At 73.6% G+C, this 23,228-nt stretch carries 23 protein-coding genes; 15 read left to right on the forward strand and 8 right to left on the reverse strand.

Features of this window, described 5'->3' with window-relative positions; translation table 11 throughout:
* The first annotated feature begins 9 nt into the window (after nucleotides 1-9).
* Nucleotides 10-729 (forward strand): hypothetical protein, encoded by a 720-nt coding sequence (locus ACZ5UI_RS03140; protein ID WP_464194122.1) that lies wholly within the window; start codon nucleotides 10-12, stop codon nucleotides 727-729.
* Here the strand turns inward: ACZ5UI_RS03140 and mftR are convergent, their stop codons facing one another.
* Entirely contained in the window at nucleotides 730-1,362 is a 633-nt protein-coding gene (gene mftR, locus ACZ5UI_RS03145) for a mycofactocin system transcriptional regulator (RefSeq protein WP_464194124.1), read from the reverse strand.
* A gap of 87 nt (nucleotides 1,363-1,449) precedes the next feature.
* Here mftR and mftA point away from each other — a divergent pair, with 87 nt between their 5' ends.
* The 7 genes from mftA to mftF are packed head-to-tail and all read left to right on the forward strand — an operon-like array spanning nucleotide 1,450 to nucleotide 7,127.
* Nucleotides 1,450-1,587: a mycofactocin precursor MftA gene (gene mftA, locus ACZ5UI_RS03150; protein WP_464194126.1), complete on the forward strand. Its 138-nt coding sequence runs from the start codon at nucleotides 1,450-1,452 to the stop codon at nucleotides 1,585-1,587.
* A gap of 10 nt (nucleotides 1,588-1,597) precedes the next feature.
* Nucleotides 1,598-1,879: a mycofactocin biosynthesis chaperone MftB gene (gene mftB / locus ACZ5UI_RS03155; protein WP_464194128.1), complete on the forward strand. Its 282-nt coding sequence runs from the start codon at nucleotides 1,598-1,600 to the stop codon at nucleotides 1,877-1,879.
* A complete protein-coding gene (gene mftC, locus ACZ5UI_RS03160) occupies nucleotides 1,876-3,075 on the forward strand; it encodes a mycofactocin radical SAM maturase (RefSeq protein ID WP_464194130.1) in 1,200 nt (399 codons plus the stop codon). Before mftB ends, mftC begins: the two co-directional genes overlap by 4 nt.
* Complete coding sequence (gene mftD / locus ACZ5UI_RS03165; RefSeq protein ID WP_464194132.1) at nucleotides 3,075-4,268, forward strand: pre-mycofactocin synthase MftD; 1,194 nt, start codon at nucleotides 3,075-3,077, stop codon at nucleotides 4,266-4,268. Before mftC ends, mftD begins: the two co-directional genes overlap by 1 nt.
* Nucleotides 4,265-4,960, forward strand: a complete 696-nt coding sequence (gene mftE, locus ACZ5UI_RS03170) for a mycofactocin biosynthesis peptidyl-dipeptidase MftE (RefSeq protein ID WP_464194134.1) — start codon at nucleotides 4,265-4,267, stop codon at nucleotides 4,958-4,960. The genes mftD and mftE overlap by 4 nt, the downstream gene beginning before the upstream one ends.
* Nucleotides 4,957-5,736 (forward strand): mycofactocin-coupled SDR family oxidoreductase, encoded by a 780-nt coding sequence (locus ACZ5UI_RS03175; protein ID WP_464194136.1) that lies wholly within the window; start codon nucleotides 4,957-4,959, stop codon nucleotides 5,734-5,736. Before mftE ends, ACZ5UI_RS03175 begins: the two co-directional genes overlap by 4 nt.
* Nucleotides 5,733-7,127 (forward strand): mycofactocin biosynthesis glycosyltransferase MftF, encoded by a 1,395-nt coding sequence (gene mftF, locus ACZ5UI_RS03180; RefSeq protein ID WP_464194138.1) that lies wholly within the window; start codon nucleotides 5,733-5,735, stop codon nucleotides 7,125-7,127. Before ACZ5UI_RS03175 ends, mftF begins: the two co-directional genes overlap by 4 nt.
* Here mftF and ACZ5UI_RS03185 read toward each other — a convergent pair.
* Nucleotides 7,124-8,551: an MFS transporter gene (locus ACZ5UI_RS03185; RefSeq protein WP_464194140.1), complete on the reverse strand. Its 1,428-nt coding sequence runs from the start codon at nucleotides 8,549-8,551 to the stop codon at nucleotides 7,124-7,126. The genes mftF and ACZ5UI_RS03185 overlap by 4 nt on opposite strands.
* A gap of 61 nt (nucleotides 8,552-8,612) precedes the next feature.
* On the opposite strand from ACZ5UI_RS03185, the gene ACZ5UI_RS03190 reads away from it, so the two are divergent.
* Nucleotides 8,613-9,200 carry a TetR/AcrR family transcriptional regulator gene (locus tag ACZ5UI_RS03190; protein WP_464194142.1) on the forward strand — a complete coding sequence of 196 codons (588 nt, stop codon included), beginning with the start codon at nucleotides 8,613-8,615 and terminating at the stop codon, nucleotides 9,198-9,200.
* A gap of 88 nt (nucleotides 9,201-9,288) precedes the next feature.
* A complete protein-coding gene (locus ACZ5UI_RS03195; protein ID WP_464194144.1) occupies nucleotides 9,289-9,936 on the forward strand; it encodes a DUF5069 domain-containing protein in 648 nt (215 codons plus the stop codon).
* Here the strand turns inward: ACZ5UI_RS03195 and ACZ5UI_RS03200 are convergent.
* The 4 genes from ACZ5UI_RS03200 to ACZ5UI_RS03215 are packed head-to-tail and all read right to left on the reverse strand — an operon-like array spanning nucleotide 9,933 to nucleotide 14,748.
* The gene (locus ACZ5UI_RS03200) at nucleotides 9,933-10,655 is read right to left on the reverse strand and encodes an ABC transporter ATP-binding protein (RefSeq protein WP_464194146.1); all 723 of its coding nucleotides are present in this window, start codon (nucleotides 10,653-10,655) and stop codon (nucleotides 9,933-9,935) included. The two genes, ACZ5UI_RS03195 and ACZ5UI_RS03200, sit on opposite strands and share 4 nt — an antisense overlap.
* Complete coding sequence (locus ACZ5UI_RS03205) at nucleotides 10,652-11,410, reverse strand: ABC transporter ATP-binding protein (protein ID WP_464194148.1); 759 nt, start codon at nucleotides 11,408-11,410, stop codon at nucleotides 10,652-10,654. The genes ACZ5UI_RS03200 and ACZ5UI_RS03205 overlap by 4 nt, the downstream gene beginning before the upstream one ends.
* Nucleotides 11,407-13,386: an ABC transporter permease gene (locus tag ACZ5UI_RS03210; protein WP_464194150.1), complete on the reverse strand. Its 1,980-nt coding sequence runs from the start codon at nucleotides 13,384-13,386 to the stop codon at nucleotides 11,407-11,409. The genes ACZ5UI_RS03205 and ACZ5UI_RS03210 overlap by 4 nt, the downstream gene beginning before the upstream one ends.
* Before the next feature lie 6 nt (nucleotides 13,387-13,392).
* Nucleotides 13,393-14,748 (reverse strand): ABC transporter substrate-binding protein, encoded by a 1,356-nt coding sequence (locus ACZ5UI_RS03215; RefSeq protein ID WP_464194152.1) that lies wholly within the window; start codon nucleotides 14,746-14,748, stop codon nucleotides 13,393-13,395.
* A 134-nt stretch (nucleotides 14,749-14,882) separates the two neighbouring features.
* Here ACZ5UI_RS03215 and ACZ5UI_RS03220 point away from each other — a divergent pair, with 134 nt between their 5' ends.
* Entirely contained in the window at nucleotides 14,883-16,343 is a 1,461-nt protein-coding gene (locus ACZ5UI_RS03220; protein WP_464194154.1) for an aldehyde dehydrogenase family protein, read from the forward strand.
* Between the two features lie 18 nt (nucleotides 16,344-16,361).
* Nucleotides 16,362-17,036 carry a GntR family transcriptional regulator gene (locus tag ACZ5UI_RS03225; RefSeq protein WP_464194156.1) on the forward strand — a complete coding sequence of 225 codons (675 nt, stop codon included), beginning with the start codon at nucleotides 16,362-16,364 and terminating at the stop codon, nucleotides 17,034-17,036.
* Here ACZ5UI_RS03225 and ACZ5UI_RS03230 read toward each other — a convergent pair.
* Together ACZ5UI_RS03230 and ACZ5UI_RS03235 are read right to left on the reverse strand one after the other, a co-directional pair.
* On the reverse strand, nucleotides 17,033-18,244 hold the full coding sequence (locus tag ACZ5UI_RS03230) for a cobalamin-independent methionine synthase II family protein (protein ID WP_464194158.1): 1,212 nt from the start codon (nucleotides 18,242-18,244) through the stop codon (nucleotides 17,033-17,035). The genes ACZ5UI_RS03225 and ACZ5UI_RS03230 overlap by 4 nt on opposite strands.
* Nucleotides 18,245-18,329: 85 nt before the next feature.
* Nucleotides 18,330-18,635, reverse strand: coding sequence for a GNAT family N-acetyltransferase (locus tag ACZ5UI_RS03235; protein ID WP_464194160.1), 306 nt, complete (start codon nucleotides 18,633-18,635; stop codon nucleotides 18,330-18,332).
* A gap of 43 nt (nucleotides 18,636-18,678) precedes the next feature.
* Here ACZ5UI_RS03235 and ACZ5UI_RS03240 point away from each other — a divergent pair, with 43 nt between their 5' ends.
* The 3 genes from ACZ5UI_RS03240 to ACZ5UI_RS03250 all read left to right on the forward strand — a co-directional run bounded on the left by ACZ5UI_RS03240 (nucleotide 18,679) and on the right by ACZ5UI_RS03250 (nucleotide 23,217).
* The gene (locus tag ACZ5UI_RS03240) at nucleotides 18,679-19,122 is read left to right on the forward strand and encodes a hypothetical protein (RefSeq protein WP_464194162.1); all 444 of its coding nucleotides are present in this window, start codon (nucleotides 18,679-18,681) and stop codon (nucleotides 19,120-19,122) included.
* Between the two features lie 210 nt (nucleotides 19,123-19,332).
* Nucleotides 19,333-19,878, forward strand: a complete 546-nt coding sequence (locus tag ACZ5UI_RS03245) for an HhH-GPD-type base excision DNA repair protein (RefSeq protein ID WP_464194164.1) — start codon at nucleotides 19,333-19,335, stop codon at nucleotides 19,876-19,878.
* Nucleotides 19,879-19,917: 39 nt separating this feature from the next.
* Nucleotides 19,918-23,217: an ATP-binding protein gene (locus ACZ5UI_RS03250; protein WP_464194166.1), complete on the forward strand. Its 3,300-nt coding sequence runs from the start codon at nucleotides 19,918-19,920 to the stop codon at nucleotides 23,215-23,217.
* The last annotated feature ends 11 nt before the right edge of the window (nucleotides 23,218-23,228 follow it).

Genomic DNA, 23,228 nt, shown 5'->3' on the forward strand with positions numbered 1-23,228 from the left:
GGTTGAGTCATGCGGATGGCCACCCTGACCGTCGCGTTGTGCCTGGCCTGCGTGCAGGGCCTGGGCATCCTGGTCGCGCTGGCCTTCCGCGACGGCCAGGTCGCGACGCTGGCCATCCTGCTCGTCGCCGCCTCGGCGACGATGACGGGCTCGATCCTCGGCCTGGCCGACCCGGCGCTGCGGGCGCGGGGCACCGCGGGACTGGCGCTGGTCGCGGTCGGGCAGCTCGTCGTCTGCGCGGTGATCGCGGTCGAGGTCGGGCAGGCCTGGGCCGACGCACGGGCGCTGGGCGTCGACGGCACGTGGGTCGCCTTCCTCGGCGTGCTGCTGCTGGGCTGCGCGGCGGTCGCGTTCGCCGCCGTGGCGGTCTGGCGCCCGACGCCGCGTCAGGTCGGCGGGCTCGTGGTCACCGGCCTGGTCGTGCTGGCCGGGCTGGGCGTCACCGTCGCCGGCGCCGCCGTGGAGGCCACCAACGCCGACTGCGACCGCTTCGCCTTCGACCACGCACGCTGGACGACGCAGATCGACCAGCGCCCGCAGATGGCGTACACGCTGATCGACTGCGACGCGCTGATCGGCCGCAGCCGGGCCGAGGTGCTCGACATGCTCGGCCCGCCGGCCATCGGCGGGCCCGAGGCCAACGCGTGGCCGCTGAACGGCGACAGCCTGACGGTCAGCTTCGGCCCGGGCGGCCGCGTCGACCGCGCCAGCACGGCCTACGCCGACTAGCTACGTCCGGGACGGCGGAGCCTGTCGGTCGTTCGGCAGGGTCGGCCAGCCGTGGGCGAGCGCGCCGTAGCCCTCGACGAGGTTGCGTTCGAGGTCCTGGTCGGCGTCGTGGACCCAGCACGAGAACGCAGCGGTCGACACGCCGAGGGCCGCGTGGGCGACCGTTTGAGGCATCAGATCCTCGGCGGCGCCGCCGGTTCGGGACGCGACGTACTCGGCGATCACGCCGCGCCACGCGGCGTAGCGCAGCATCGAGTGCGCCTGCAGGGCCGGCACGGTGGTGATCAGCGTCATGCGGATGCGCAGCTCGGGCAACTGCTCGGGCAGGTAGCGGTTGGAGGACACCGCTGCGCGCGCCACCGCCTCCATCACCCCGACGTCGTCGCCGATCGCCGCCAGGTCGGCCCGCAGGCGATCCAGGACGCTGTCGAAGTCGCCCCAGACCATGTCGTTCTTCGACGGGAAGTACCGGAACACGGTGCGCCGCCCGACGCCCAGCGCCGCGGCCACGTCGTCCACCGTTGTCGCCTCGAACCCACGCTCGGCGAACAGGTCCAGCGCGACCCGCGCGACCTGCTCGCGGCTCGTGCTCGGCGGCCGCCCTCGGGCACCGCCGACCCATCGCTCGCTCACGTCGTCACGCCCGACGGTTGGCTTTTGGCACTCGATGCTGTAATCATGACGGCGGCATTTGACCACTTGGTGAGGAGAGAGCTTCCCATGCATGCTGACCCGACCGCCGTCGCCGCGCCCGAGACCGAGGCGCAGGCCCCGCGCGAGGACGCCGAGCCCGTGCTCGTCGAAGAGGAGCTGCTCGTCGAGGACGTCTCGATCGACGGCATGTGCGGCGTCTACTAGGCCGCCGCGGATGTCCACGATCGACCTGGCCCGGCCGTGGGCCCTGGACGCCAGCGTCGCGCTGCGTCCGGAGCCCTTCGGCGCGCTGGCCTACCACTTCGGCACGCGCCGGCTGTCCTTCCTGAAGAGCCCGACGCTGCTGCGGGTCGTCCAAGCGCTGGGTGACCACCCGACGGGCCTGGAGGCCTGTCGCGCGGCCGGCGTCGACGAGGGCGAGCTGCCCCGCTACGCCCAGGCGCTGGGCACGCTGGCCGACACGCACATGATCGTGGAGCGGGAGCAGGCGGCATGACACCGCCCACCGCAGTCGCCTCCGCGCCGGCGCCCGTCGGGCGCCTGGTCGACCACTTCGAGCGCGGCCTGGACGCGCCGATCTGCCTGACCTGGGAGCTGACCTACGCGTGCAACCTCGCGTGCGTGCACTGCCTGAGCAGCTCCGGCCGCCGCGACCCGCGCGAGCTGAGCACCGACGAGTGCAAGGGCATCATCGACGAGCTCCAGCGCATGCAGGTCTTCTACGTGAACATCGGCGGCGGCGAGCCGACGGTGCGCAAGGACTTCTGGGAGCTGCTGGACTACGCCACGGCCCATCAGGTCGGGGTGAAGTTCTCCACCAACGGCAGCCGCATCACCGAAGAGATCGCCCAGCGCCTGGCCGGCAGCGACTACGTCGACGTGCAGATCTCGCTCGACGGCGCCACCGCGGCGGTCAACGACCGCGTGCGCGGGCCGGGATCGTTCGACACCGCGATCACCGCGATGGAGCGGCTGCACGCGGCGGGCATGGCCGGCTTCAAGGTGTCGGTCGTCGTCACCCGCGAGAACGTCGACCAGCTCGACGACTTCCAGGCGATCGCCGAGCGCTACGGCGCGCAGCTGCGCATCACGCGGCTGCGGCCCTCCGGGCGCGGCGCCGACGTGTGGGACGAGCTGCACCCGACCGCCGCCCAGCAGCGCCAGCTGTACGACTGGCTGATGGCCAACGGCGACCGCGTGTTGACCGGCGACTCGTTCTTCCACCTGGCCGCCTACGGCGAGTCGCTGCCCGGGTTGAACCTGTGCGGCGCCGGGCGCGTGGTCTGCCTGATCGATCCGGTGGGCGACGTGTACGCCTGCCCGTTCGCCATCCACGACTCGTTCCTGGCCGGCAACGTGCGCTCGCCGGGCGGCTTCCAGCACGTGTGGCGGGAGTCGGACCTGTTCCTGCAGCTGCGCGAGCCCCAGGGTGGCGGCGCCTGCTCGGGCTGTCAGTTCTTCGACTCCTGCCGAGGCGGCTGCATGGCGGCGAAGTTCTTCACCGGCCTGCCGCTCGACGGCCCGGACCCCGAGTGCGTGCTCGGGCACGGCGAGTCGGCGCTGGCCGGGCTGAGCATCACCAAGTCCGTGCCCAAGCCGTCGGTCGACCATTCCAAGGTCCGGCCCCGTCGCGAGCGCCCCGACCGGGCCTGCGACGAGAACCCGCTGGCCGGCTTCGAGCCCGTCGCCTGATGGCCGGCGGCTGGTTCGAGACGGTCGCCGTCGCCGAACGACGGGCCAAGAAGCGGCTGCCCGCGTCGGTCTACGGCGCGCTGGTGGCCGGCGCGGAGAAGGGCGTGACGCTGCGCGACAACCTCGCGGCCTTCGACGAGCTCGGGTTCGCGCCGCGGACCGCCGGCCAGTCGGCCGGGCGTGAGATGGCCACGAGCGTGATGGGCCAGGACATCTCGCTGCCGGTGCTCATCTCGCCCACCGGCGTGCAGGCCGTGCACCCGGACGGCGAGGTGGCGGTGGCGCGCGCCGCCGCAGCGCGGGGCACCGCGATGGGCCTCAGCAGCTTCGCCAGCAAGCCGGTCGAGGAGGTCGTCGCGGCGAACCCGCAGACGTTCTTCCAGGTGTACTGGTGCGGCTCGCGCGAGCAGATCGTCGCGCGGCTGGAGCGGGCCAGGGCAGCGGGCGCCGTCGGCGTGATCGCCACGCTGGACTGGTCGTTCTCCCACGGTCGCGACTGGGGCAGCCCATCGATCCCCGAGCGGCTGGACTGGCGCGCGATCCGCGACTTCGCGCCCGACGGCCTGCGCCACCCGCGGTGGCTGCTGGACTACGCGCGCACGCGCGCGCTCCCGGACCTGACCGTCCCGAACATGGCCGTCGGCGGTGAGGCGCCGCCCGGGTTCTTCGGCGCCTACGGCGAGTGGATGGGCACGCCGCCACCCACCTGGGAGGACATCGCCTGGCTGCGCGAGCAGTGGGACGGCCCGTTCATGGTCAAGGGCGTGATCCGTGTCGATGAAGCGCGTCGGGCCGTCGAGGCCGGCGCCACCGCGATCTCCGTCTCCAACCACGGTGGCAACAACATCGACGGCACCCCGGCGTCGATCCGGGCGCTGCCGGCCATCGCCGACGCGGTCGGCGACCAGGTCGAGGTGCTGCTCGACGGCGGCATCCGCCGCGGCAGCGACGTCGTCAAGGCCCTCGCGCTCGGCGCCCGCGCGGTGATGATCGGCCGCGCCTACCTGTGGGGGCTGGCGGCCAACGGCCAGGCCGGCGTGGAGAACGTCCTGGACGTGCTGCGGGGCGGCATGGACGCGACGCTGCGCGGCTTGGGTCACACCTCGATCCACGACCTGACGCCCGCGGACCTGGTGATCGCGCCCGGGTTCGAGCGCGCGCTCGGAGAGGCGACGCCCACGGTCGCGACGTGACCGCGCTGGCCGACCGCACCTGGACCGAGCTCGAGGCCACCGAGGCGGTGCTCGTCATCCCGCTGGGAGCCACCGAGCAGCACGGTCCGCATCTGCCGCTCTCCACGGACACCGACATCGCGGCGGCGCTGGCCCAGCGGCTGGCGCAGGCGCGACCCGACGTCGTCACTGCGCCGGCGATGCCCTACGGCTCCAGCGGCGAGCACGGCGCGTTCGCCGGGACCCTGTCGATCGGGCAGGAGGCGATCGAGCTCGTCGTCGTCGAGCTCGTGCGCTCGGCCACGCAGACCTTCGGTCGGGTGCTGCTGATCTGCGCCCACGGCGGCAACGAGCCCGCGGTCACGCGCGCCGTCCAGCGTCTGCGCGGCGAAGACCGCGATGTGTGGGCCTGGTCGCCGGCTCGGGTGTGGGAGGGCGACGCCCACGCCGGTCACATCGAGACGTCCGTGATGCTGGCCCTCGATCCCGCGCGCGTCCACGCCGACCGGGCGGTGCCCGGCGCGACGCGGCCGCTGGCCGCGCTGCTGCCCGCGCTGCGCGAGCGCGGTGTCGCCGCGGTCAGCGACAACGGGATCCTCGGCGACCCGACGGGTGCCGACGCCGCCGAAGGCGAGCGCCTGCTGGCCCGCGCGACCGCGGCCCTGGCCGGCGTCGTCGACGACTGGCCCGCCGGACCTGGGGCGTGGGCATGACCCGCGTCGCGCTGGTCACCGGCGCGGCCCGCGGCATCGGCGCGGCCACGGTGGCGGGCCTGGACGCGGCGGGCTGGTCGGTCGTCGCGGTCGACCTCGCCGCAGACGACCCGCGCCTGCCCTACGGCCTGGGCACCGAGGCCGAGCTCGAGGCCGTCGTGGCGGCCGCACGCGACGCGGTGGCGGTGATCGGCGACGTGACCGACGCGGCGCTGATGGCCTCCGCGGTGGCCACCGCCGAGGAGCGCTTCGGCGGCCTGGACGCGGTGATCGCCGTGGCCGGCGTGATCGCCGGCGGCGTGCCGCTGTGGGAGGTGCCGATCGAGCAGGAGCAGGCGGTGATCGACGTCAACCTCGGTGGCGTGCTGGCCGCGGCACGCGCTGGCGTGCCCGCCCTGCTGCGCCGCCCGCAGCCGCGCTCCGGCCGCTTCCTGGCCGTCGCCTCGACCGCCGCGACGCGCGGCTTGCCGATGCTGGCGGCCTACTGCGCGGCCAAGGCCGGGGTGGCGGGGCTCGTGCGTGGGCTGGCCGCCGAGCTACGGGGGACGGGCGTGACCGCCAACGCGGTGTCACCCGGCTCGACCGCGACGCGCATCCTCGACGAGAGCGCGCGCCTGTACGACCTGGAGAGCGCCGAGGCGTTCTCGGCCCAGCAGCCGCTGGAGCGCCTGCTCGAGCCCGACGAGATCGCCGCCGCGCTGGTCTGGCTGGCCGGGCCGGAGGGCGCCGCCGTGACCGGGGCGACGATCCCGGTCGACGGCGGTCTCGCGCTGTGACGGCGTTCCCGGCCGACCTGCCGCTGCGGCTGGACGCCGGGGTGCGGGTGCTGGCCGGGGGACGCGTGCTGGTCGGCGGGCAGCCGATGCGCATCCTGCGGCTGTCGGCCTCCGGGGCCGCGGCCGTGGCGGCGATGGAGGATCGCGGCCCGGGTCCGAGCGACGCCGCGCGTCGCCTGGCCCGCACGCTCGTGGACGGTGGGTTGGCCCATCCGGCCCCACCTCCCGCCGGCGTTGACGACGTGACAGTCGTCGTGCCCGTCCGCGATCGGACGGCGCTGCTCGACGCCTGTCTGAGGAGTGCCGCCGCGCCCGCGATCGTGGTCGACGACGGCTCGCGCGACCCGGCCGCGGTGGCCGAGGTCTGTTCCCGCCACGGCGCGCGCCTGGTGCGACTGGAGACCAGCGGGGGCCCGGCGAGCGCGCGCAACGCCGGCCTGGCGCTGGTCGACACGCCGCTCGTCGCCTTCCTGGACAGCGACTGCCGGCCCGCCGCGGACTGGCTGGCCGGGCTCCTCGGCCACTTCGCCGATCCGCAGGTGGCCGCCGTCGCGCCGCGCATCCGTCCGGCCGCCGCGCCCGGTGCGCTGGCCGCGTTCGCCGCGGACCGCTCGCCGCTGGACCTCGGCCCGGCACCCGCGCGCATGGTCCCGATGGGGCGCGTGTCCTACGTCCCCACCGCCGCGCTGGTGGTCCGCCGCAGCGCGCTGGACGCCGGCTTCGACGATCGGCTGCGCTACGGCGAGGACGTGGATCTGGTCTGGCGCCTGCATGAGCAGGGCCACGCCGTGCGCTACGAGCCGGCCGTCTGCGTCGAGCATCGCGAGCCCGAGCGCTGGCGGGACCTGATGGCGCGCCATTACCGCTACGGGACGTCCGCCGCGGCGCTGGCCCGTCGGCATCCCGGCCGGATGGCCCCGCTGGTTCTGGAACCGTGGTCGGTCGGGCCCGCCGCGTGCCTGCTGGCCCGGCGGCCGCGGCCGGCGGCGGCGCTGCTCGTGTTCGAGTCGGTGATGGCGCTGCGCCGGGCGCGGGCCGCCGGCGTCCCGGGGTGGGAGCCGGCCACCTGGCCGGTGCGCGGCGTGGGCTACGCCGTGCAGGGTGCCGGTCACGCGCTGGCCCAGCTGGCGCCGGCCGCGCTCGTCGCGCTGCTGCTGCACCGGCGCAGCCGCCCCGCCGGGCTGGCCCTGACCTTGGCGCCGCCGCTGGCCGAGTGGGCCCGCCGGCGTCCGCGACTGGACCCGGCGCGCTGGGCGGCGCTGTGCCTGGCCGACGACGCCGCCTACGGCCTGGGCGTGTGGGCGGGGTGTCTGCGCGAGCGGGTGTGGGCGCCGCTGGTTCCGGTGGTCGCGCGGCGCAAGCGCGCGCACGCCGGCGACCCAGGAAGCTAGGTGCCTTCGACGGCCAGCGTGGCGCCGGACAGCGCCTCGCTCGGCCGCCGCGGCACGAGCAGCGCGGCCAGGAGGGCCAGGACGCCCGCTCCCGCCGACACCATGAACGCCGCCGTGAAGCCCGACTCGGTGGGGGAGGCCGCACCGACGACCGTGGCGGTGATCAGCGCGCCGCCCACCGTCGTGCCCACCGCGCCACCGATCGTGCGCATGACGGTGTTCATCCCGGTGGCCACGCCGGTCTGCGACGGTGGCACGACCTCGACGATCAGGTTGGCCAGCGCCGCGAAAGCGAGGCCGACACCGAAGCCCAGCAGGGCGGCCGCGATGTAGATGTCGAGGGCGGCGTCGTGCATCAGCGCCAGCATCAGGAAGCTGACCATCAGGAACGCGCAGCCGGCGACCAGCAGCGCGCGCGGCCCGACCTTGTTGGACAGGCGGCCGCCGATCGGGCCGGCGATGAGCATCGTCACCGTCGACGGGAGCATGAACAGCCCCGCTCCGGTGACGCTGGCCCCGAAGCCGTAGCCGGCGGACTTCGCCGTCTCGACGAACTCCGGGATCAGCACGAAGGAGCTGTACATGCCGGCGCCGACGAGGAACGCGGCGAGGTTGACGGTCCAGACGCCGCGGATCGCCATCATCCGCATGTCGACCAGCGGTTCCCGGGCCGCACGCTCGTTGACGATCCACAGCCAGGCCAGCGCGGCGGCGGCGGCGACCAGCGCCACGACGCGCGGATCCAGCCAGCCCCAGGTCGGGCCCTGGGTGATGCCGAGCAGGCCGCAGATGAGCCAGGCCGACAGCAGCGCCGCACCGACCCAGTTGACCCGGCCCGGCGTCTTCACCGGCGACTCGGGCACCCAGAAGATCGCGCCGACGAGGGAGAAGGCGATCGGCGTCAGCGGCAGCCAGAACAGCCAGTGGTAGCCGAGCGCGTCGACGATCGGGCCGGCCAGGACGATGCCCAGGCCGCCGCCCACGCCGAGCAGCGCGGAGATCAGCGCGATGCCGCCGGCCACGCGCAGGGCCGGGAACTCGTCGCGGATGATGCCGAAGGCCAGCGGGAAGAGCGCTCCCGCAGCGCCCTGCAGCACGCGGCCGAGGAGCATCGGCACGATGCTCGTGGCCAGCGCGCAGACGACGGTGCCAAGCAGCAGCACGCTGAGCGCGACGACGAGCATCCGCTCCTTGCCGAACATGTCGCCCAGCCGACCGAGGATCGGCGTGAAGATGGAGGCGCTGAGCAGGTACGCGGTGAGGATCCAGGCGGCCGCGGTGGCCGAGGTGTGCAGCTGGTCCTGGATCTCGGGCAGCGCCGGAGCGACGAGCGACTGCATCAGCGAGTAGGAGGCCGCGGCGACGGCGAGGACGCTGAAGCTCAGGCGATAGTGGGGACGAGGGCGTCCGGTGCGTGACGGCATGAGAGGAAGAGAGGTGGAGCGGGCGGGCGGAAGATTTGTCATCATACACTGACATCGCCTGATGACAAAGCCCGACACCCCTATCTCGGCCAAGCGCCACTACGACGCGCAGGCCTCCCGCCAGGCGCTGCTGGACGCCGCGGCCGAGCTGTTCGACGAGCGCGGGTTCGAGCGCGCCACGATCCGCGAGATCGGCGAGCGGGCCGGGGTGGACGCGGCGCTGATCGCCCGCTACTTCGGCGGCAAGGAGGGTCTGTACCTGGCCGTCCTGGCCGATCCGGAGATGCTGCGGCCGATCCCGTGCGCCAACCGCCCGCCGGCCGCCGCCGTGCGCGACATGCTCGAGCGCTGGGACACGCGCGGCTCGACGCCGATGCGCCGCGCGCTGGTCACGGCCGACCCGACGCCCGAGGTGCGCGACCAGATCGCCGCGATCCTGCAGACGCGCGTGCTCGGGCCGCTGGTCGAGGAGCTCGAGCGCCGCGACGTGCCCGATCCCGCGCTGCGGGCCGAGATCGCCGTCGCCGTGGCCACGGGCCTGACGCTGCTGCGCAGCAACGGCCTGCTGCCCGAGCTGGGCGCGGCCGCGCTGGACGACGTGCTGGCGCTCGTCGACCCGATGCTGCGCACGCTCGACACGCCGGCCTGAGCGACACGGCCCAGCACGTTGCTTGTCGGATTTGTTCCCGCTACGGCCACAAATCCGACAAGCAACGCGAATGCGCAACCATGAGGGGATGAGCGCCGCGACGATCGACCTGACGACGAGCGAGCCGCGCGGGATGGACGAGACGCTGGGCGGCTACGTGTGGCTGCCCCGGATGATCGACAAGGCGCGGGCCAAGATGGCGGGCACGATCGGGACGTTCGTGCATCCGTGCCCGGTGGACCGCACGGCGCTCGCGCGCATGCGCGTGGACTACGGGACCTTCAAGCGGATCATCATGGCGACGTCGACCGACGCCGAGGTGCTGGCCGCGCTGCTGCGGGTCGACGGGATCGCCACGCCGGAGAACGCGTGGTTCGACCCGGTCGCGCGGGAGACCGAGCTGCAGCGCTCCGATGATCCGTCGGCGCCCGCGGTGATCCCGGGTGCGGCGCTGGAGGGGTTCGCGCACGGGCTGATCGGCGTGACGCTCGTGCGCGCGTCGCTCGCTCCGGGCGCCACCCGCGCCGCCCATCGCCATCCCTACGACGAGGTCGTGCTGGTCGAGGCGGGGGAGGGCGTCGCGCACGCCGGCGACGCCGACCTGCCGCTGACCACCGGGGTCGCGCTCACGCTGCCCGCCCGCACGCCGCACGCGTTCACCAACCCCGGTCCCGGCGAGCTGCGCCTGCTGGAGATCCACGCCGACGGGCGCGTGCTCGAGGAGCTCGTCAGCTAGAGCCCTTCGGCGGCCTGCTCGCCGAAGTAGCTGGCCATCAGCAGCTCGCGGTTGTCGCGCAGCGCGGCGGCGTCGTCCTGGAGGACCACGCGCCCGTGGGAGAGCACGTAGCCGCGGTCGGCGATGGCCAGCGCGAGCTGGACGTGCTGCTCGACGAGCAGGACGCCGCAGCCGCTGTCGTCGGCGTACTGGCGCACGACCGGCAGGAGACGCTCGACGATCAGCGGCGCGAGGCCGAGGCTGAGCTCGTCCAGCAGGAGCAGGCGCGGATGGCGGGCCAGGTTGCGGGCCACGGCGAGCATCTGCTGCTCGCCGCCCGACAGCAGGCCGCAGCGCCGGTCCTGCAGCTCGGCCAGCGCCGGGAAGTACCGATAGGCGACCTCGGCGTCGAGCTTCTCGCCGCGGTGGCCCAGGCGGAAGTGCTCGGCCACGGTCAGGCCGAAGAACACGCCGCGCGAGTCGGGCACGTGGGCGATGCCCATGCGCGCGCGGCCGCTGATGGAGATCTTGCGCAGGTCCCGGCCCGACAGGCCGATGCGGCCCGACGACGGGTGCACGATCCCGGAGATCGCCCGCAGGGTCGTCGTCTTGCCGGCGCCGTTGGCGCCGAGCAGGGCGATCACCTCGCCCGCACCGACGGTCAGGTCCAGGTTGCGCAGGACGGTCGCGCCCTCGTAGCCCGCGTCGATCGACTCGATCGACAGGACGGCCTCGCTCATTCGATCACCTCGCTGGCGGCGCTGCCCAGGTACGCCTCGACGACCTTGGGATCGCGGCGCACCTCGTCGGGCGGCCCGGCCGCGATCAGCTGGCCGAACTCGAGCACGAAGATCACGTCGCAGATGCTCAGCACCAGGCCCATGTCGTGGTCGATCAGGAGCATCGCGTTGCCCTCGTCGGCCAGGCCGCGCAGGCGCCGCCCGAGGTCCTCGCTCTCGGACGTGTCCAGGCCGGCGGCCGGCTCGTCCAGGCACAGCAGGCGCGGGCTCATGGCGACGCCGCGGGCCACGCCGACGAGCTTGCGCTGCCCCTGCGACAGGTCGCTGGGCATCGCGTCCGCGGCCCATTCCATGTCGACCAGCGCCAGCGCCGTCTCCACCGAGGGGGCCGCCGGGGGATCGGCCTGGAACAGCTCGCGCACGACGGTCCACGCGGACGGCCGGCGCGCGGCCACGTTGAGGTTCTCGCGCACGGTCAGGTCGTCGAACAGCTCGCTGGCCTGCCAGGTGCGGGCCAGGCCGCGGCGGGCTCGCTCGTGGGGGGAGAGTCCCACGAGCGAGCGGCCGTCGAGGGCGAGGTCGCCGCTGCAGCCCACGAACCCGCAGACCGCGTCGACGAACGTCGTCTTGCCGGCACCGTTGGGCCCGATCAGGCCGACGAGCTGACCCTCACCCACGTGGAGGTGCACGTCGCTGAGCGCGTGCACGCCGCCGAAGCGGACCGACAGGCCGGAGGTCTCCAGCACCGCGGTCATCGCTCCACCTGCGCTTCGGCCATGACCCGGCCGCCGCGCACCTCGGGCGCCGACGGTCGTCGCCGCTTGTGCAGCGTCTTGTAGAACGCGCCGGCCACGCCCTCGGGGTGCTGGATCAGCGTGAAGATCAGGATCACGCCGCCGAACAGCAGGAACCAGTTGCCGTTGATCCCCAGCCACTTGTCCATGGCGTGGGGGAACAGCCCCTCGGTCGAGATCAGCCCGGCGAAGACCGCGCCGGACACCAGCGTGATCCCGCCCGCGTAGGCGAAGGCGATCAGCGCCAGGGCGGTCAGCGCGCTGAAGCGGTTGGCGCTGACCGAGCCGAAGTTGTAGGCGTACAGCGCGCCGGCCACGCCCGCGATGCCCGCGCTGATCGAGAAGGCGATCAGCTTGACCATGCGCACGTCGATCGCCGCGGCCGCGGCGGCGCGCTCGTTGGAGCGCACCGCGAGCATCCGCTGGCCGAAGTCGCCCCGCCGCAGCGAGGCGACCAGCAGGCACATCCCGACCGTGACCAGCAGCACGACGAAGCCGAACATCGGGCTGGGCAGCCCCTCGGTCAGCCCGTGCAGTCCCGAGCGCGGGCCCAGGTCCCAGCCGAACAGGTGCGGCTCGGGCACGGGCGAGCCGCTGTCGCCGCCGCCCCAGATGCTGTTGTTGAAGCCGAACTGGGCGATCGCCACCGCGGCACCGAGCGTCACCACCGCCAGGGCCACGCCGCGCACGCGCAGCGCCGAGACGGCGGTGATCAACCCCAGCAGCACCGCGAGCAGCGCGCCGGCCAGCGGCGCCAGCGGAAAGCCGATCCCCGCGTCGACCGCGAGGTGCGACACCGTGAACCCCGACACGCCGGCCAGGGCCAGCTGGACGACGGAGATCTGCCCGACGAACCCGGTGATGACCACCAGCGAGAGCGCCATGACCACGCCGATCAGGGTGTTGATCAGCGCCTGGCGGAAGTCGAACGGGAACACCATGAAGCACGCGGCGCCGATGATCAGCGCGGTGATCGCGGGCGCGGCCAGCCGCTGCGGGCGGGGCACGAACGGCAGCCGCTGCTCGATCAGCTCACCGCGGCCCGGCAGCGCGTTGCCGCGCAGGAACATCGCGGTGATGATGATCAGGAAGGCGACGAGCTCCTTGACGCCCGGGAGCGGAACGCCGTCGGAGGTGGGGAACCAGCTCTGCGTCGAGAAGTAGTCCAGCAGCGAGTTGATGATCCCGATGCCGATCCCGGCGGCGGCGGCGATGCCGAACGAGGTCAGCCGGGCCAGCAGCGCGGCGGCCAGCGCCGGCACCACCTGCAGCGGCAGCGAGACCGAGTCCAGCTGGGTGATCGACGCGGCCAGCACGCCGACCGAGCCGGCCACGACGCTGGCCAGCAGCGTGTTGATCATCGACAGCTGGTTGGCCGACAGACCGGCCAGCATCGCGTTGACCTCGTTCTCCGAGGCGGCGCGCGTGGCCAGGCCGAACCGGCTCCAGCGGTACAGCGCCATCAGCAGCAGCGCGATCACGATCACGATGCCGGCCAGCAGGAACCGGTCCAGCGGCACGATCGCCCCGAGGACGTGCACGACCCTGGTCGGCAGGATCGGCGGCTGGGGCTTCTGGGTCGTGCCGAAGGCCAGCAGCATCGAGGCCTGGGCGATCAGCAGCACGCCCAGCGACGACACCAGCTTGGCCAGCGGCGAGGCGTTGCGCAGCGGTCGGAACGCGATCAGCTCGATCAGCGCCCCGACCACCAGCGTGTAGACCAGCGTGAGCACGAGCGCGGGAGCGGTCGACATGCCGCCCCCGATCTCGCCCGTCTTCAGCGCCCAGTAGCAGTAGCCCGACAACATCGCCATGGCGCCGGTCGCGATGTTGATGATCCCGGAGCCCCGGTAGGTGAGCACCACCGACAGCGCGAGGCCGGCGATGAGCGCCCCCGAACCGAGGCCCAGCAGGACGAACAGCAGGAGCTGCTGCATGTGCGATCAGCCGGTCGGCTGGCTCAGCCAGCCTGCCGCCTTGTCGAACTTGCCCTTCCCGGCGTAGGTGAAGAACTGCGCGCGGTCGTTGCAGATCGCCGGGGCGTCGGGGTACTTCCCGCAGGCCAGCTCCGGTGCGCCCAGGACCACGGGGCCCTTGAACGCCCGCGCCGCCTTGAGGATGTCGTCCGACGTCGCGTCGGGACCGACCTCGTTGAGCAGCTTCGCCGTCGACATCACGACGCCGAAGGACACGATCACCCAGGGGTCCGGGGCCGCCTTGATCTTGTACTGGTCGGCCAGCTTCATGTACACGGCCATGCTCTTGTCCGTCGGATCGCCGTACAGCGAGCTGGCGATCGAGTAGGTCCACAGCGGGTAGTCGCCGCCGAGGCCGGCGGCCACGTCCGGGTTCAGGCAGAGCGGCGCGGACACGATCTTCTTGCTGTCCGTGATGCCCAGCTGCTGCAGCGCCTTGGCCTGGTTGACGCAGCCCGAGGCGTCGCTGTAGGGCACGACCATTTCGGCCGACTGCGCGTTGGCCGCGGTCAGCGGCCCCACCAGGTCGGTCTGGCCCTGCGAGTAGCCGACGCCCTTGGCCGGCACGCCGGCGTCCTTCATGGCCTGCGTGATCGCGGCCGCGCCCTCGCGGACACCCGAGGTGTTCGGGTAGACCATCGCCGCGGACTTCGCCTTCAGGACGTCGCGGGCGTAGGTGCCCATCGGCCCGAGCACGTGCGCGGCGTCGCCGAACAGCACGGTGCCCCACTTCTGGGTGCCGTCGACCGGGGTGACGGCCACGCCGGTGATCACCGGCTTGTCGATCGACGAGTAGAACGACTGGATGCCGGTGGCCACGCCGCCCATGTCGACGACCTTGACCGCCGAGTCGTTGCCGAGCTGCTGGGCACACGTCGTGCCCTCTTCCTCGGCGCTCTTGATGAAGCACTTCTTCAGCACGACCGGGTGTCCGTCGATGCCGCCGTACAGGTCGTTGATCGCCTTCACGGCGAAGTCCGCACCGTCGGTCGCGGCGGCGCCGATGACCTCCTGGCCACCCTGCTGGTTGACCCAGCCGATGGTGACCGGCGACTTGCTCGGATCGGCCTTGCCGCTGCCGCCCACGTAGGCGGCGTAGTCGGTGACCGAGTCCGCTCCGGCCCCGCCGGAGTCTGCGTCGGTCGACGCGGTGGTGTCCGCCGCGGTGGTGTCCGCGGTCGTGCTGGCACCGGTGTCGGCGGCGGGTGCGGACGTGCTGCCCGCCGTTGTGCTCGATTCGTCGGATGACCCACATCCGGCCGCACCCAGCACGACGATCGCCGCAGCGACCCCCAGCCATCCCCTCAGAGACTGTGAGACCACTCTCTCTCCTCCTTCGCGTTGCGCTTGGAGCCCGGCGGCGATTCAACCGTATCGTGCAAGAGATTGTCAACAATCTTCGGCGAAGTCTCGTTGACGGCTTGCCAGCGAACCCGCTCCCTGGCACCCTGACGCACGTGACCGAGATCCTTTCCGGCTCCGATCTGCGGACCGGGCTCTACATCGGCGGCGCGCACATCGACGGGGCGGACCACTTCGCCGTGCGCGACCCGGCCGACCCCGCAGCGATCGTCGGCTACGCGGCCGACGCCACCGCCGACCAGGCCCGCGCGGCGGTCGCCGCCGCGCACGCGGCGTTCCCGGCCTGGGACGCGCTGGGCGCCCACGCGCGCGCCGACCAGGTGCGAGCGGCGCTGGGCGCGCTGGCCGCCGACAACGACGAGCGCGTCGAGCTGCTGTCGCGCGAGAACGGCAAGGTCCGCTCGGAGTGCGAGATCGAGATGCACGTGCTCGAGGGGCGCTTCGAGCTGGCCGCCGGCCTGGCCGACGTCGTCGCCGCGGGCCGCACGCTGGCGGCGCCGCCGTTTCGCACGCAGATCGCCTACCTGCCGCTCGGCGTCGTCTCGCTGATCGTCCCGTTCAACTGGCCGCTGGCCATCCTGGCCGCGTCAGTGCCCCAAGCGCTGGTCGCCGGCAACACCGTCGTGGTCAAGGCACCGCCGACGACGCCGCTGTCGTTCGTGCGCACCGTCGAGCTGATCGCCGCGCAGCTGCCGGCGGGCGTGCTCAACGTGCTCAGTGGCCAGGACGCGGTGCTCGGCCCGGTGTTGATCCAGGACCCGCGCGTGCGGAAGGTCGGCTTCACCGGCAGCGTCGGCGCGGGCAAGCGGATCATGGGCATGGCCGCCGAGAACCTGACCCGCGTGACGCTCGAGCTCGGCGGCAACGACCCCGCGCTCGTGCTGGCCGACGCCGAGGTGACGCAGGAGACGATCGGCAAGCTGTTCGTCGGCGCGTTCCTGACCACCGGGCAGGTGTGCATGGCGATGAAGCGCCTGTACGTGCACCGCTCGCACTACGACACGATCGTCGAAGGCCTGAGCGGCGCGCTGGGCGGCCAGAAGATCGGCCCGGGTCTGAACGCCGAGGCGACGATGGGCCCGCTGCACAGCCAGCGCCAGCGCGAGTACGTCAGCGGGCTGCTGGACGAGGTCCGCGACAGCGCCGAGGTGCGCGAGCTGGGCGATCCGGTCGACGAGGCGGCGTTCGCCCGCGGTCAGTTCCTGCGCCCGTCGCTCGTGCTCGACCCCGCGGCCGACGCGCGCGTGGTCACCGAGGAGCAGTTCGGCCCGACGCTGCCGATCATCCCGTTCGACGACGAGGAGACCGCGATCGCCGCGGCCAACGACACGTGGTCGGGGCTGTGCTCGTCGGTGTGGTCCGCGGATGCCGAGCACGCGGGACGGGTGGCGGCGCGGCTGCGCACCGGCACGACGTTCGTCAACGCGCACAACGCCCCGTGGCTGGACGACCGCGCGCCGTTCGGGGGCTTCAACCAGAGCGGCATGGGCCGCGAGATGGGGGACGAGGGCATCTTGGCGTTCACGGACACGCACTCTGTCTCGTTTCCGCAGTAGGTTCGACAGCGGACACGGATGCCAGCGAAGCGCGACTCAAACGACTCGGCTGGATACCTGCGACTGCGCGAGGCGATCGTGCACGGCGAGCTGGCGCCCAACCAGCGCCTGGTCGAGGCCGACGTCAGCAGCATGTTCCGCCTGCCCCGCGGGGCGGTGCGCAGCGCGCTTCTGCGCCTCGAGCACGAGGGCCTGGTCGAGCGCGAGCCGCATCGCGGCGCGCGGGTGCGCCACGTGTCCGAGCGCGAGGCCGTCGAGATCCTGCAGACGCGCGCGGTCCTGGAAGGGCTGGCCGCGCGTCACGCCGCGCTGAAGCGCACGGACGCGGAAGCCTCTGAGCTGGAGGCGATCCTGGCCGAGCAGCGCGCGGCGCTGGAGCGCGAGGACCTGCTGGGCGCGTCGGAGATCAACGCGCGCCTGCACGCCCGCGTGATCGAGCTGTCCGGCCACCACACGATGCAGCGGCTGGTGCGGGGGTTGAAGTCCCAGACCGTGCGCTTCCAGTTCCGCACGATCCTGCTGCCGGGACGCCCGTCGTTCTCCGCCCGCGAGCACGCGGCGATCGTCGCGGCGATCGTGGCCGGGGATCCGGACGCGGCCGAGCGGGCCATGCGCGACCACCTGGACCACGTGGCCGCGGCGCTCGGGGCGGCTGGAGGAATCGAGCCGCCCCGCGCCTCGGCGCTCGGTTAGACGACCGCGGCGGCGCCCCACAGCTCGCGCGAGGCGATGCGCGCGCCCTCGGCCAGCGCCTGCAGCTTGGCCCACTGCAGCTCGGGATGCACCCGGCGCACGAACGACCCCTGCGCGAAGCCGCAGTCGGTCCCGGCCAGCACGTTCTCGCGGCCGACGACGCCGGCCAGGCGGGTGAGCCGCTGGGCGACCAGCTCGGGGTGCTCGAGCACGTTGGTGTGATGGGTGACCACGCCCGGGATGAGCTTCTTGCCGTCGGGCAGCTTGACGTCCTCCCACACCTGCCACTCGTGCTCGTGGCGGGCGTTGGCCTGCTCCATCGCGTACTGCCCGGCGTTGACGCGCAGGATCAGGTCGACGACGTCCTTCAGCGGTGGGTCGTAGGCATGCGGGCCGTGCCAGCTGCCCCAGCAGACGTGGTAGCGCACGCGGTCCTCGGGCAGGCCGCGCAGCGCGTGGTTGAGCGCGTCGACGCGCAGCTCGGCCCAGCGCCGGTAGTCCTCCCACGAGCCGCCCGTGGCCATGATCGAGTCGGCCTCGTGCATCATCACCGCGTCGTCGACCTGGAGGATCAGGCCGGCGTCGACGATCGCCTGGTACTCGTCGTGCAGGGCGTCGGCCAGCGCGAAGACGAAGGCCTCGTCGCTCTCGTAGTGCTCGTTGCGCAGCCAGTAGGCGCTGGCGGGCGCGACGACCGGCAGGAAGCCGTCGACCACGTCGACCGTCTCCAGCGCCGCCTTGAAGCGCGCGATGTCGGCCTGCAGCGCCGTCGGGTCGTAGGTCAGCGGGCCGGTGCAGACCCACACCTGGGCCTCCGGCGCCTTCGGCTCGGCGTCCTGGCCGCCGATGCTCTCGCGGTTCTCGTGCTCGAACTCGGCATCGAGCTCGGCGTAGAAGCCCGGGAAGTTGTCGCGGTCGCGGCTGGGGGGCAGGATGCTCGTGCCCTCCAACGGCACCATGCGCGTCTCCAGCCCGCTGACGCGCTCGTACAGGTAGGTGATCCACGACGCCTTGCCCATCTCGCCGTCGGAGATCACGTCGATGCCGACCTCGGCCTGGTGGGCGACGTTGTCGTCCACCGCCGCCTTGGTCGCGGCCTCGAGCGCCGCCTCGTCGTAGGGCTCGCCCCGCTCCTTGGGGCCCAGCAGCTCGAGCAGCTCGGGCGGCCGGATCAGGCTGCCGACGTGGGTGGCCAGGATGCGGTCCAAAGGTCTCTCCTCCTCGGATTGAGCGACGGCTCGACTGTTCCAGTCGCGCACAGCTTTGTCAACAATCCGATGCACAAGTTCGGGCTCAGAGCCCGAACGCCTTGCGGTACTGCTCGGGCACCAGGTCCAGGTACTCCGCGTGGCGCCCGATGTAGGCGTTGACGAACGGGCAGAACGGCAGCACCGCCAGGCCGCGGGCGCGGGCGTCGTCCAGCGCGGCGGCGATCAGCGTCGAGCCGACCCCGCGGCCCTCGAAGGCGGGTTCCACCTCCGTGTGGATCATGGCGATCAGGCCTGGGCGATCGCGGATCTGCAGGAAGCCGGCGGTCTGGCCGTCGACCGTGACGACGTAGCGGTGCGCGTCCTGGTGCAAGGTGACGTCGGTGCTCATGCGCCGCAGGCTACGACCGGTGCCGTCGCCATGCTGCCCGGCGATGGCCACGTCGTCGAGTCGCAGCGTCTGGCGGGCGCTGCTGGAGTCGCTGCCGCTGATCCTGGGGGTGATCGCGTTCCTCGTGTGCGCGCTGGCCACGCCCGACCGGCTGGACTCCGACTTCCTCAACGCGGCGGTCCAGATCATCCCGTTCCTGCTGTTGGCGCTGGCCCTGGAGACGCGGCTGCTGAGCCTCAACGAGCGCCACCCGCAGGAGTTCGACGAGTCCGAGACGCCCGGCGACCGCGTGATCGTGGCGATGATCCGCTTCGGCCGGCGGATCGGCGCCGTGTACGCGGTGGTGATGCTGATCGGGGCCGAGACCGCGGGACTGATCGCGCTGGACAGCCGCGGCCATCACCACTGGCTGGGGCCCTACCTGCTGGCCGCCGTCGTGGCCGGCATGGTGATCGTCGGCACCGCCGCGCTGCTGCCGCGCCGGTAGCGGCCGCCAGACGACGAAAGGCCCCGCGAGCGAGGCCTTTCCGGTGACAGAGGACGTCGATCCCCCTGCGTGGACGGTGATTCCGTCCGTGGCCCCTTCCGACCTGGGGCTCACATGCCTCATGAAACACCAAACGAGCTTCGGATTGCAAGAGGCGATCACGACTTTCGCCCAAGTTCGGGCATTTCCTGCGGAGGTAGGGTTTCGCGCATGCCCGACCGCCTGTACTTCACCGAGTCGGATCCGGCCAACGCGCTCAACGCGGCCGACCCCATGGCGCTGCTGATCGGCTTCGCGCTCGACCAGCAGGTGACGGTCCAGAAGGCCTTCGCCGGACCGCTGGCCCTCCAGGAGCGCCTGGGCACGCTCGACGCCGCCGCGATCGCCGCGGCCGACCTGGAGCCGATCTTCCGCGAGCGCCCGGCCATCCACCGCTTCCCGGGCGCGATGGCCCAGCGCGTGCACGAGCTCGCCGTCCACATCCGCGACCGCTACGACGGCGACGCGGCGCGCGTCTGGACCGATGCCACCACCACCGATGAGCTGCGCGCGAACCTGGCCGACCTGCCCGGCTTCGGCGACATGAAGGTCAAGTCGCTGGGCGCGGTCCTGGCGCTGCAGTACGGCGTCGAGCTGGCCCAGCCGCTCGTGCCCTGGCACCCGACCCTCGGCGGCGTCGACTCGCTCGACGCGCTGGCCGAGTACCAGGCGGCCAAGAAGGTCCACAAGGCGGAGTGGAGCAAGACGAAGGTGTGAGCGCCAGCGCGCCAACCGGCGCGCCGGTATGGTCGCCTGGTGCGCTTCCGCGTGCTGGGCCCGGTGCAGGTGGAGCGCGCCGGTGAGGCGCGCGCGCCTCAGGGCGCCAAGGAGCGGGCGATCCTCGCCCGGCTGCTCGTCGTGCCCGGTGCGACGGTCAGCGCCGACGCGCTGCTCGAGGTGGCCTGGGACGACGCGTCGCGCGCGACGGCGTCGCGCTCGCTGAGCGTGCGCATGGCCCGGTTGCGTGGGTTCCTGGAGCCCGATCGCCCGTCCGGCGCGCCCTCGCGGCTGCTGCTGCGCGACGCCGGCGGCTACCGGCTGGCGATCGATCCGCAGCAGGTCGACGCGGTGCGGTTCGCCCAGGCGGTCCAGGAGGCGGCCGGCTTGGCGCCCGAGCGCGCGCTGGCGCGACTGGACGAGGCGTTGGCGCTGTGGCGCGGCACGCCCTACACGGAGCTGGCCGAGCGCGGCGGGGCGCGCGTCGAGGCGCGCGAGCTGGAGGAGCGCCGGCGGCAGGCCGAGCTGGCCCGGGCCGAGGCGCTGGTCGCGCTGGAGCGCCACGAGGACGCGGCGCTCGCCCTGGCGCCGCTGGTCGCCGCCGAGCCGATGCGTGAGGAGGTCGTGCGCGCGCTGATGGTCGCGCTGTACCGCTGCGGGCGCCAGGTGGACGCCCTGGCCGCCTACCGGACGCTGGCCGCGCACCTGGTGGAGGTCGGACTGCGCCCGGTGCGCGAGACGCGCGAGCTGGAGCGGCGGATCCTCGAGCAGGACGCGACGCTGAGCGAGCCCGACGGCGTGGCCGGCGCGGGACCGACGCTGCTGATCGGCCGCGGGGCCGAGCTGCACACGCTGCGCGCGGCGTTGGCCGGCGCGACGGCCGGGCGCCGCCAGGTCGTCGCGATCCGAGGCGAGCCGGGCTCCGGCAAGACCGCGCTGCTCGACGCGTTCCTGGCCGAGGCCGGCGCGCAGGGGGCGCTGGTCGGCCTGGGGCAGGGCATCGAGCACAGCGGGCCCGGCGAGCCGTACCTGCCGCTCCTGGATGCGCTGTGCGTCCTGGCCCGCGAGCCGTCGGTGGTCGAGCTGCTCAGCCGGCGCGCGCCCACCTGGCTGATGCAGATGCCCTGGCTGGTCGACGACGCCGAGCTGGGGGTGCTGGAGCGGCGCGTGCGGGGAACCACGCGCGAGCGGATGCTGCGCGAGCTGCTGGCCGTCGTCGAGGCGCTGGCCGAGCAGCAGCCGGTGGTCCTGGCCCTCGAGGACCTGCAGTGGGCCGACGCGCCGACGATCGACGCGCTGGGGGCCCTGGCCCGCCGGCGCCCGCCCGCCCGATTGCTGGTGCTGGCCTCGTTTCGACCCAGCGTGCCCGGCGTCGGCGCCCCGGCGGTGCAGGCGCTGGCCGCCGAGCTGCAGCTGCACGGCCTGGGCGCCGAGGTGGTGCTCGGGCGGTGGGCGGCCGAGCAGGTGGGCGAGCTGGTGGCCCAGCGGTTCCCGGGCGGCGCGCCCCCGGAGGTCACGGCGGCGCTGGCCCGGCGCAGCGCCGGCCATCCGCTGTTCGCGCGCGTGCTGCTCGACGACTGGTCCGCTGCGGGGGTTCTGGCGCCCACCGCCGACGGCGCGGCGCGGCTGACGGTCGCGCCCGACGCGTTGGAGGTCGGCGTGCCCGACACGCTGCGCGGTCACCTGGAGCACCAGCTCGCCGCGCTGGGCCCCGACGACGGCGAGCTGCTGTGCGCCGCGGCGCTGGCCGGGTCGCGCATCGACCATATGGCACTGGCCGACGCGCTGGAGCGCCCACCCGACGACGTGCGCGCCCGGTGCGTCGAGCTGGCCCGCACCACCCGGCTGCTGCGCGCCGATGCACAGGGGATCGCCTTCGCGTTCGACCTCGAGCGCGAGGTGTTCCGCGATCAGCTCGCGCCCCGGCGGCGCGTGGCCTTGCACGCGCGGCTGGGCGCCCACCTGGAGCGCGCGTACGGCGCGACCGCGGGCGAGCACGCCGCCGAGCTGGCCCACCACTACGTCGCCGGAGCGGACCCGGCCAACGCGGTGCGCTTCCTGCGCGTCGCCGCGGACCGCGCGTTCGCGCGCAGCGCCGCCGCCGAGGGCGTCCAACACCTTCGCGCCGCGCTGGCGGCCGCCGCGCAGCTGCCCGAAGGGGCCGAGCGCACGCGCCTGCAGGTCGAGCTGCTGGCCCGCATCGGCCAGGCCACGGTGGCGATCGAGGGCTGGTCGTCACCGGCCGCCGAGAAGGCGCTGCTGGACGCGCGCGTCGCGGCCGCCGGCCTGGCCGACAACGAGCCGCTGGTCGCGGTGCTGCTCGCGCTGGCCACGCTGTGCGAGGTCCGCGGCGAGGTCGGGCGTGCCCACGACCTGACCGACGAGTGCCTGCGCCGCGCGCCCGAGCTCGATCGCGCGACCCACCTGGAGGCCGAGGAGCTGCTGGCCTGCAGCCTGTTCCACCAGGGCGCGTTCGCCCGCGCCCTGAAGCACGCCGAGCTGGGCAACGCGCTGTTCGCCGCCGGCGGCGAGGACGCCGGGCAGTACTCGACGTTCCCGGCCACGATGGGCGACAACGCGGGCGTCGCCTGTCAGGACTGGGCGGGGCTGGCGTTGTGGTTCCTGGGCTTTCCCGAGCGCGCGCTGCAGCGCGCGCGGCTGGCGCACGCGCTGGCCGGCGATCCCAGCCGCCTGTACGCGCGGGCCACCGCGACCGCGCAGCTGGCCGTCCTGCACGCCTGCCGCGGCGAGCCCCACGACGTGCTGCGCTGGGCGCAGGACACCACCGCGTCCGCGCGCGAGCTGGGTTACGCCTACCGCGAGGCGATGGGTCGGGTGCTGGGTGGGTGGGCGCTGGCCGAGCTGGGCGAGCCCGCCCGGGGCGCCGCCGAGATCGTGGCCGGTCTGGCCGCCTCGCGCCAGACCGGCGCGCGCATGGACGACCCCTACTACCTGGCGCTGCTGGCCCAGGCCCGGTTGCGCGGCGGCGAGCCGGGCGCGGCCGACGCGGCCATCGAGGAGGCGCTCGCGCTCGGCCGCGCGGCGCGCTCGCGCCACTACGAGCCGGAGCTGCTGCGGCTGCGGGCCGCCACCAACGGCGACGACCCGCTGGCCGCCGAAGCGGACCTGCGCGCGGCCATCGCGCTGGCCGACGACCAGGGCTCGCGGCTGCTGGCCCTGCGCGCGGCGACGGATCTCGCCCGGCTACTGCGCGGGCGGGCCGCCGGCGCCGCGCGCGCGGCGCTGGCCACCCGCCTGGCCGGCTTCGAGGAGGGCCATCAGACGATGGACCTGCGGGAGGCGGCGGCCGTGGCCGCCGCGGCGGTAGGCACGCGGTAGCGGTGCGGTAG

The organism is Conexibacter sp. JCM 18997 (assembly GCF_055391915.1).

Excerpts from the sequence above, each read along its gene's own strand:
- ACZ5UI_RS03140 (WP_464194122.1), top strand. The coding sequence starts at position 10 with ATGCGGATGGCCACCCTGACCGTCGCGTTGTGCCTGGCCTGCGTGCAG.
- mftA (WP_464194126.1), top strand. The coding sequence starts at position 1,450 with ATGCATGCTGACCCGACCGCCGTCGCCGCGCCCGAGACCGAGGCGCAG.
- mftB (WP_464194128.1), top strand. The coding sequence starts at position 1,598 with ATGTCCACGATCGACCTGGCCCGGCCGTGGGCCCTGGACGCCAGCGTC.
- mftC (WP_464194130.1), top strand. The coding sequence starts at position 1,876 with ATGACACCGCCCACCGCAGTCGCCTCCGCGCCGGCGCCCGTCGGGCGC.
- mftD (WP_464194132.1), top strand. The coding sequence starts at position 3,075 with ATGGCCGGCGGCTGGTTCGAGACGGTCGCCGTCGCCGAACGACGGGCC.
- ACZ5UI_RS03175 (WP_464194136.1), top strand. The coding sequence starts at position 4,957 with ATGACCCGCGTCGCGCTGGTCACCGGCGCGGCCCGCGGCATCGGCGCG.
- ACZ5UI_RS03185 (WP_464194140.1), bottom strand. The coding sequence starts at position 8,551 with ATGCCGTCACGCACCGGACGCCCTCGTCCCCACTATCGCCTGAGCTTC.
- ACZ5UI_RS03190 (WP_464194142.1), top strand. The coding sequence starts at position 8,613 with ATGACAAAGCCCGACACCCCTATCTCGGCCAAGCGCCACTACGACGCG.
- ACZ5UI_RS03195 (WP_464194144.1), top strand. The coding sequence starts at position 9,289 with ATGAGCGCCGCGACGATCGACCTGACGACGAGCGAGCCGCGCGGGATG.
- ACZ5UI_RS03200 (WP_464194146.1), bottom strand. The coding sequence starts at position 10,655 with ATGAGCGAGGCCGTCCTGTCGATCGAGTCGATCGACGCGGGCTACGAG.
- ACZ5UI_RS03205 (WP_464194148.1), bottom strand. The coding sequence starts at position 11,410 with ATGACCGCGGTGCTGGAGACCTCCGGCCTGTCGGTCCGCTTCGGCGGC.
- ACZ5UI_RS03210 (WP_464194150.1), bottom strand. The coding sequence starts at position 13,386 with ATGCAGCAGCTCCTGCTGTTCGTCCTGCTGGGCCTCGGTTCGGGGGCG.
- ACZ5UI_RS03225 (WP_464194156.1), top strand. The coding sequence starts at position 16,362 with ATGCCAGCGAAGCGCGACTCAAACGACTCGGCTGGATACCTGCGACTG.
- ACZ5UI_RS03235 (WP_464194160.1), bottom strand. The coding sequence starts at position 18,635 with ATGAGCACCGACGTCACCTTGCACCAGGACGCGCACCGCTACGTCGTC.
- ACZ5UI_RS03240 (WP_464194162.1), top strand. The coding sequence starts at position 18,679 with ATGGCCACGTCGTCGAGTCGCAGCGTCTGGCGGGCGCTGCTGGAGTCG.
- ACZ5UI_RS03245 (WP_464194164.1), top strand. The coding sequence starts at position 19,333 with ATGCCCGACCGCCTGTACTTCACCGAGTCGGATCCGGCCAACGCGCTC.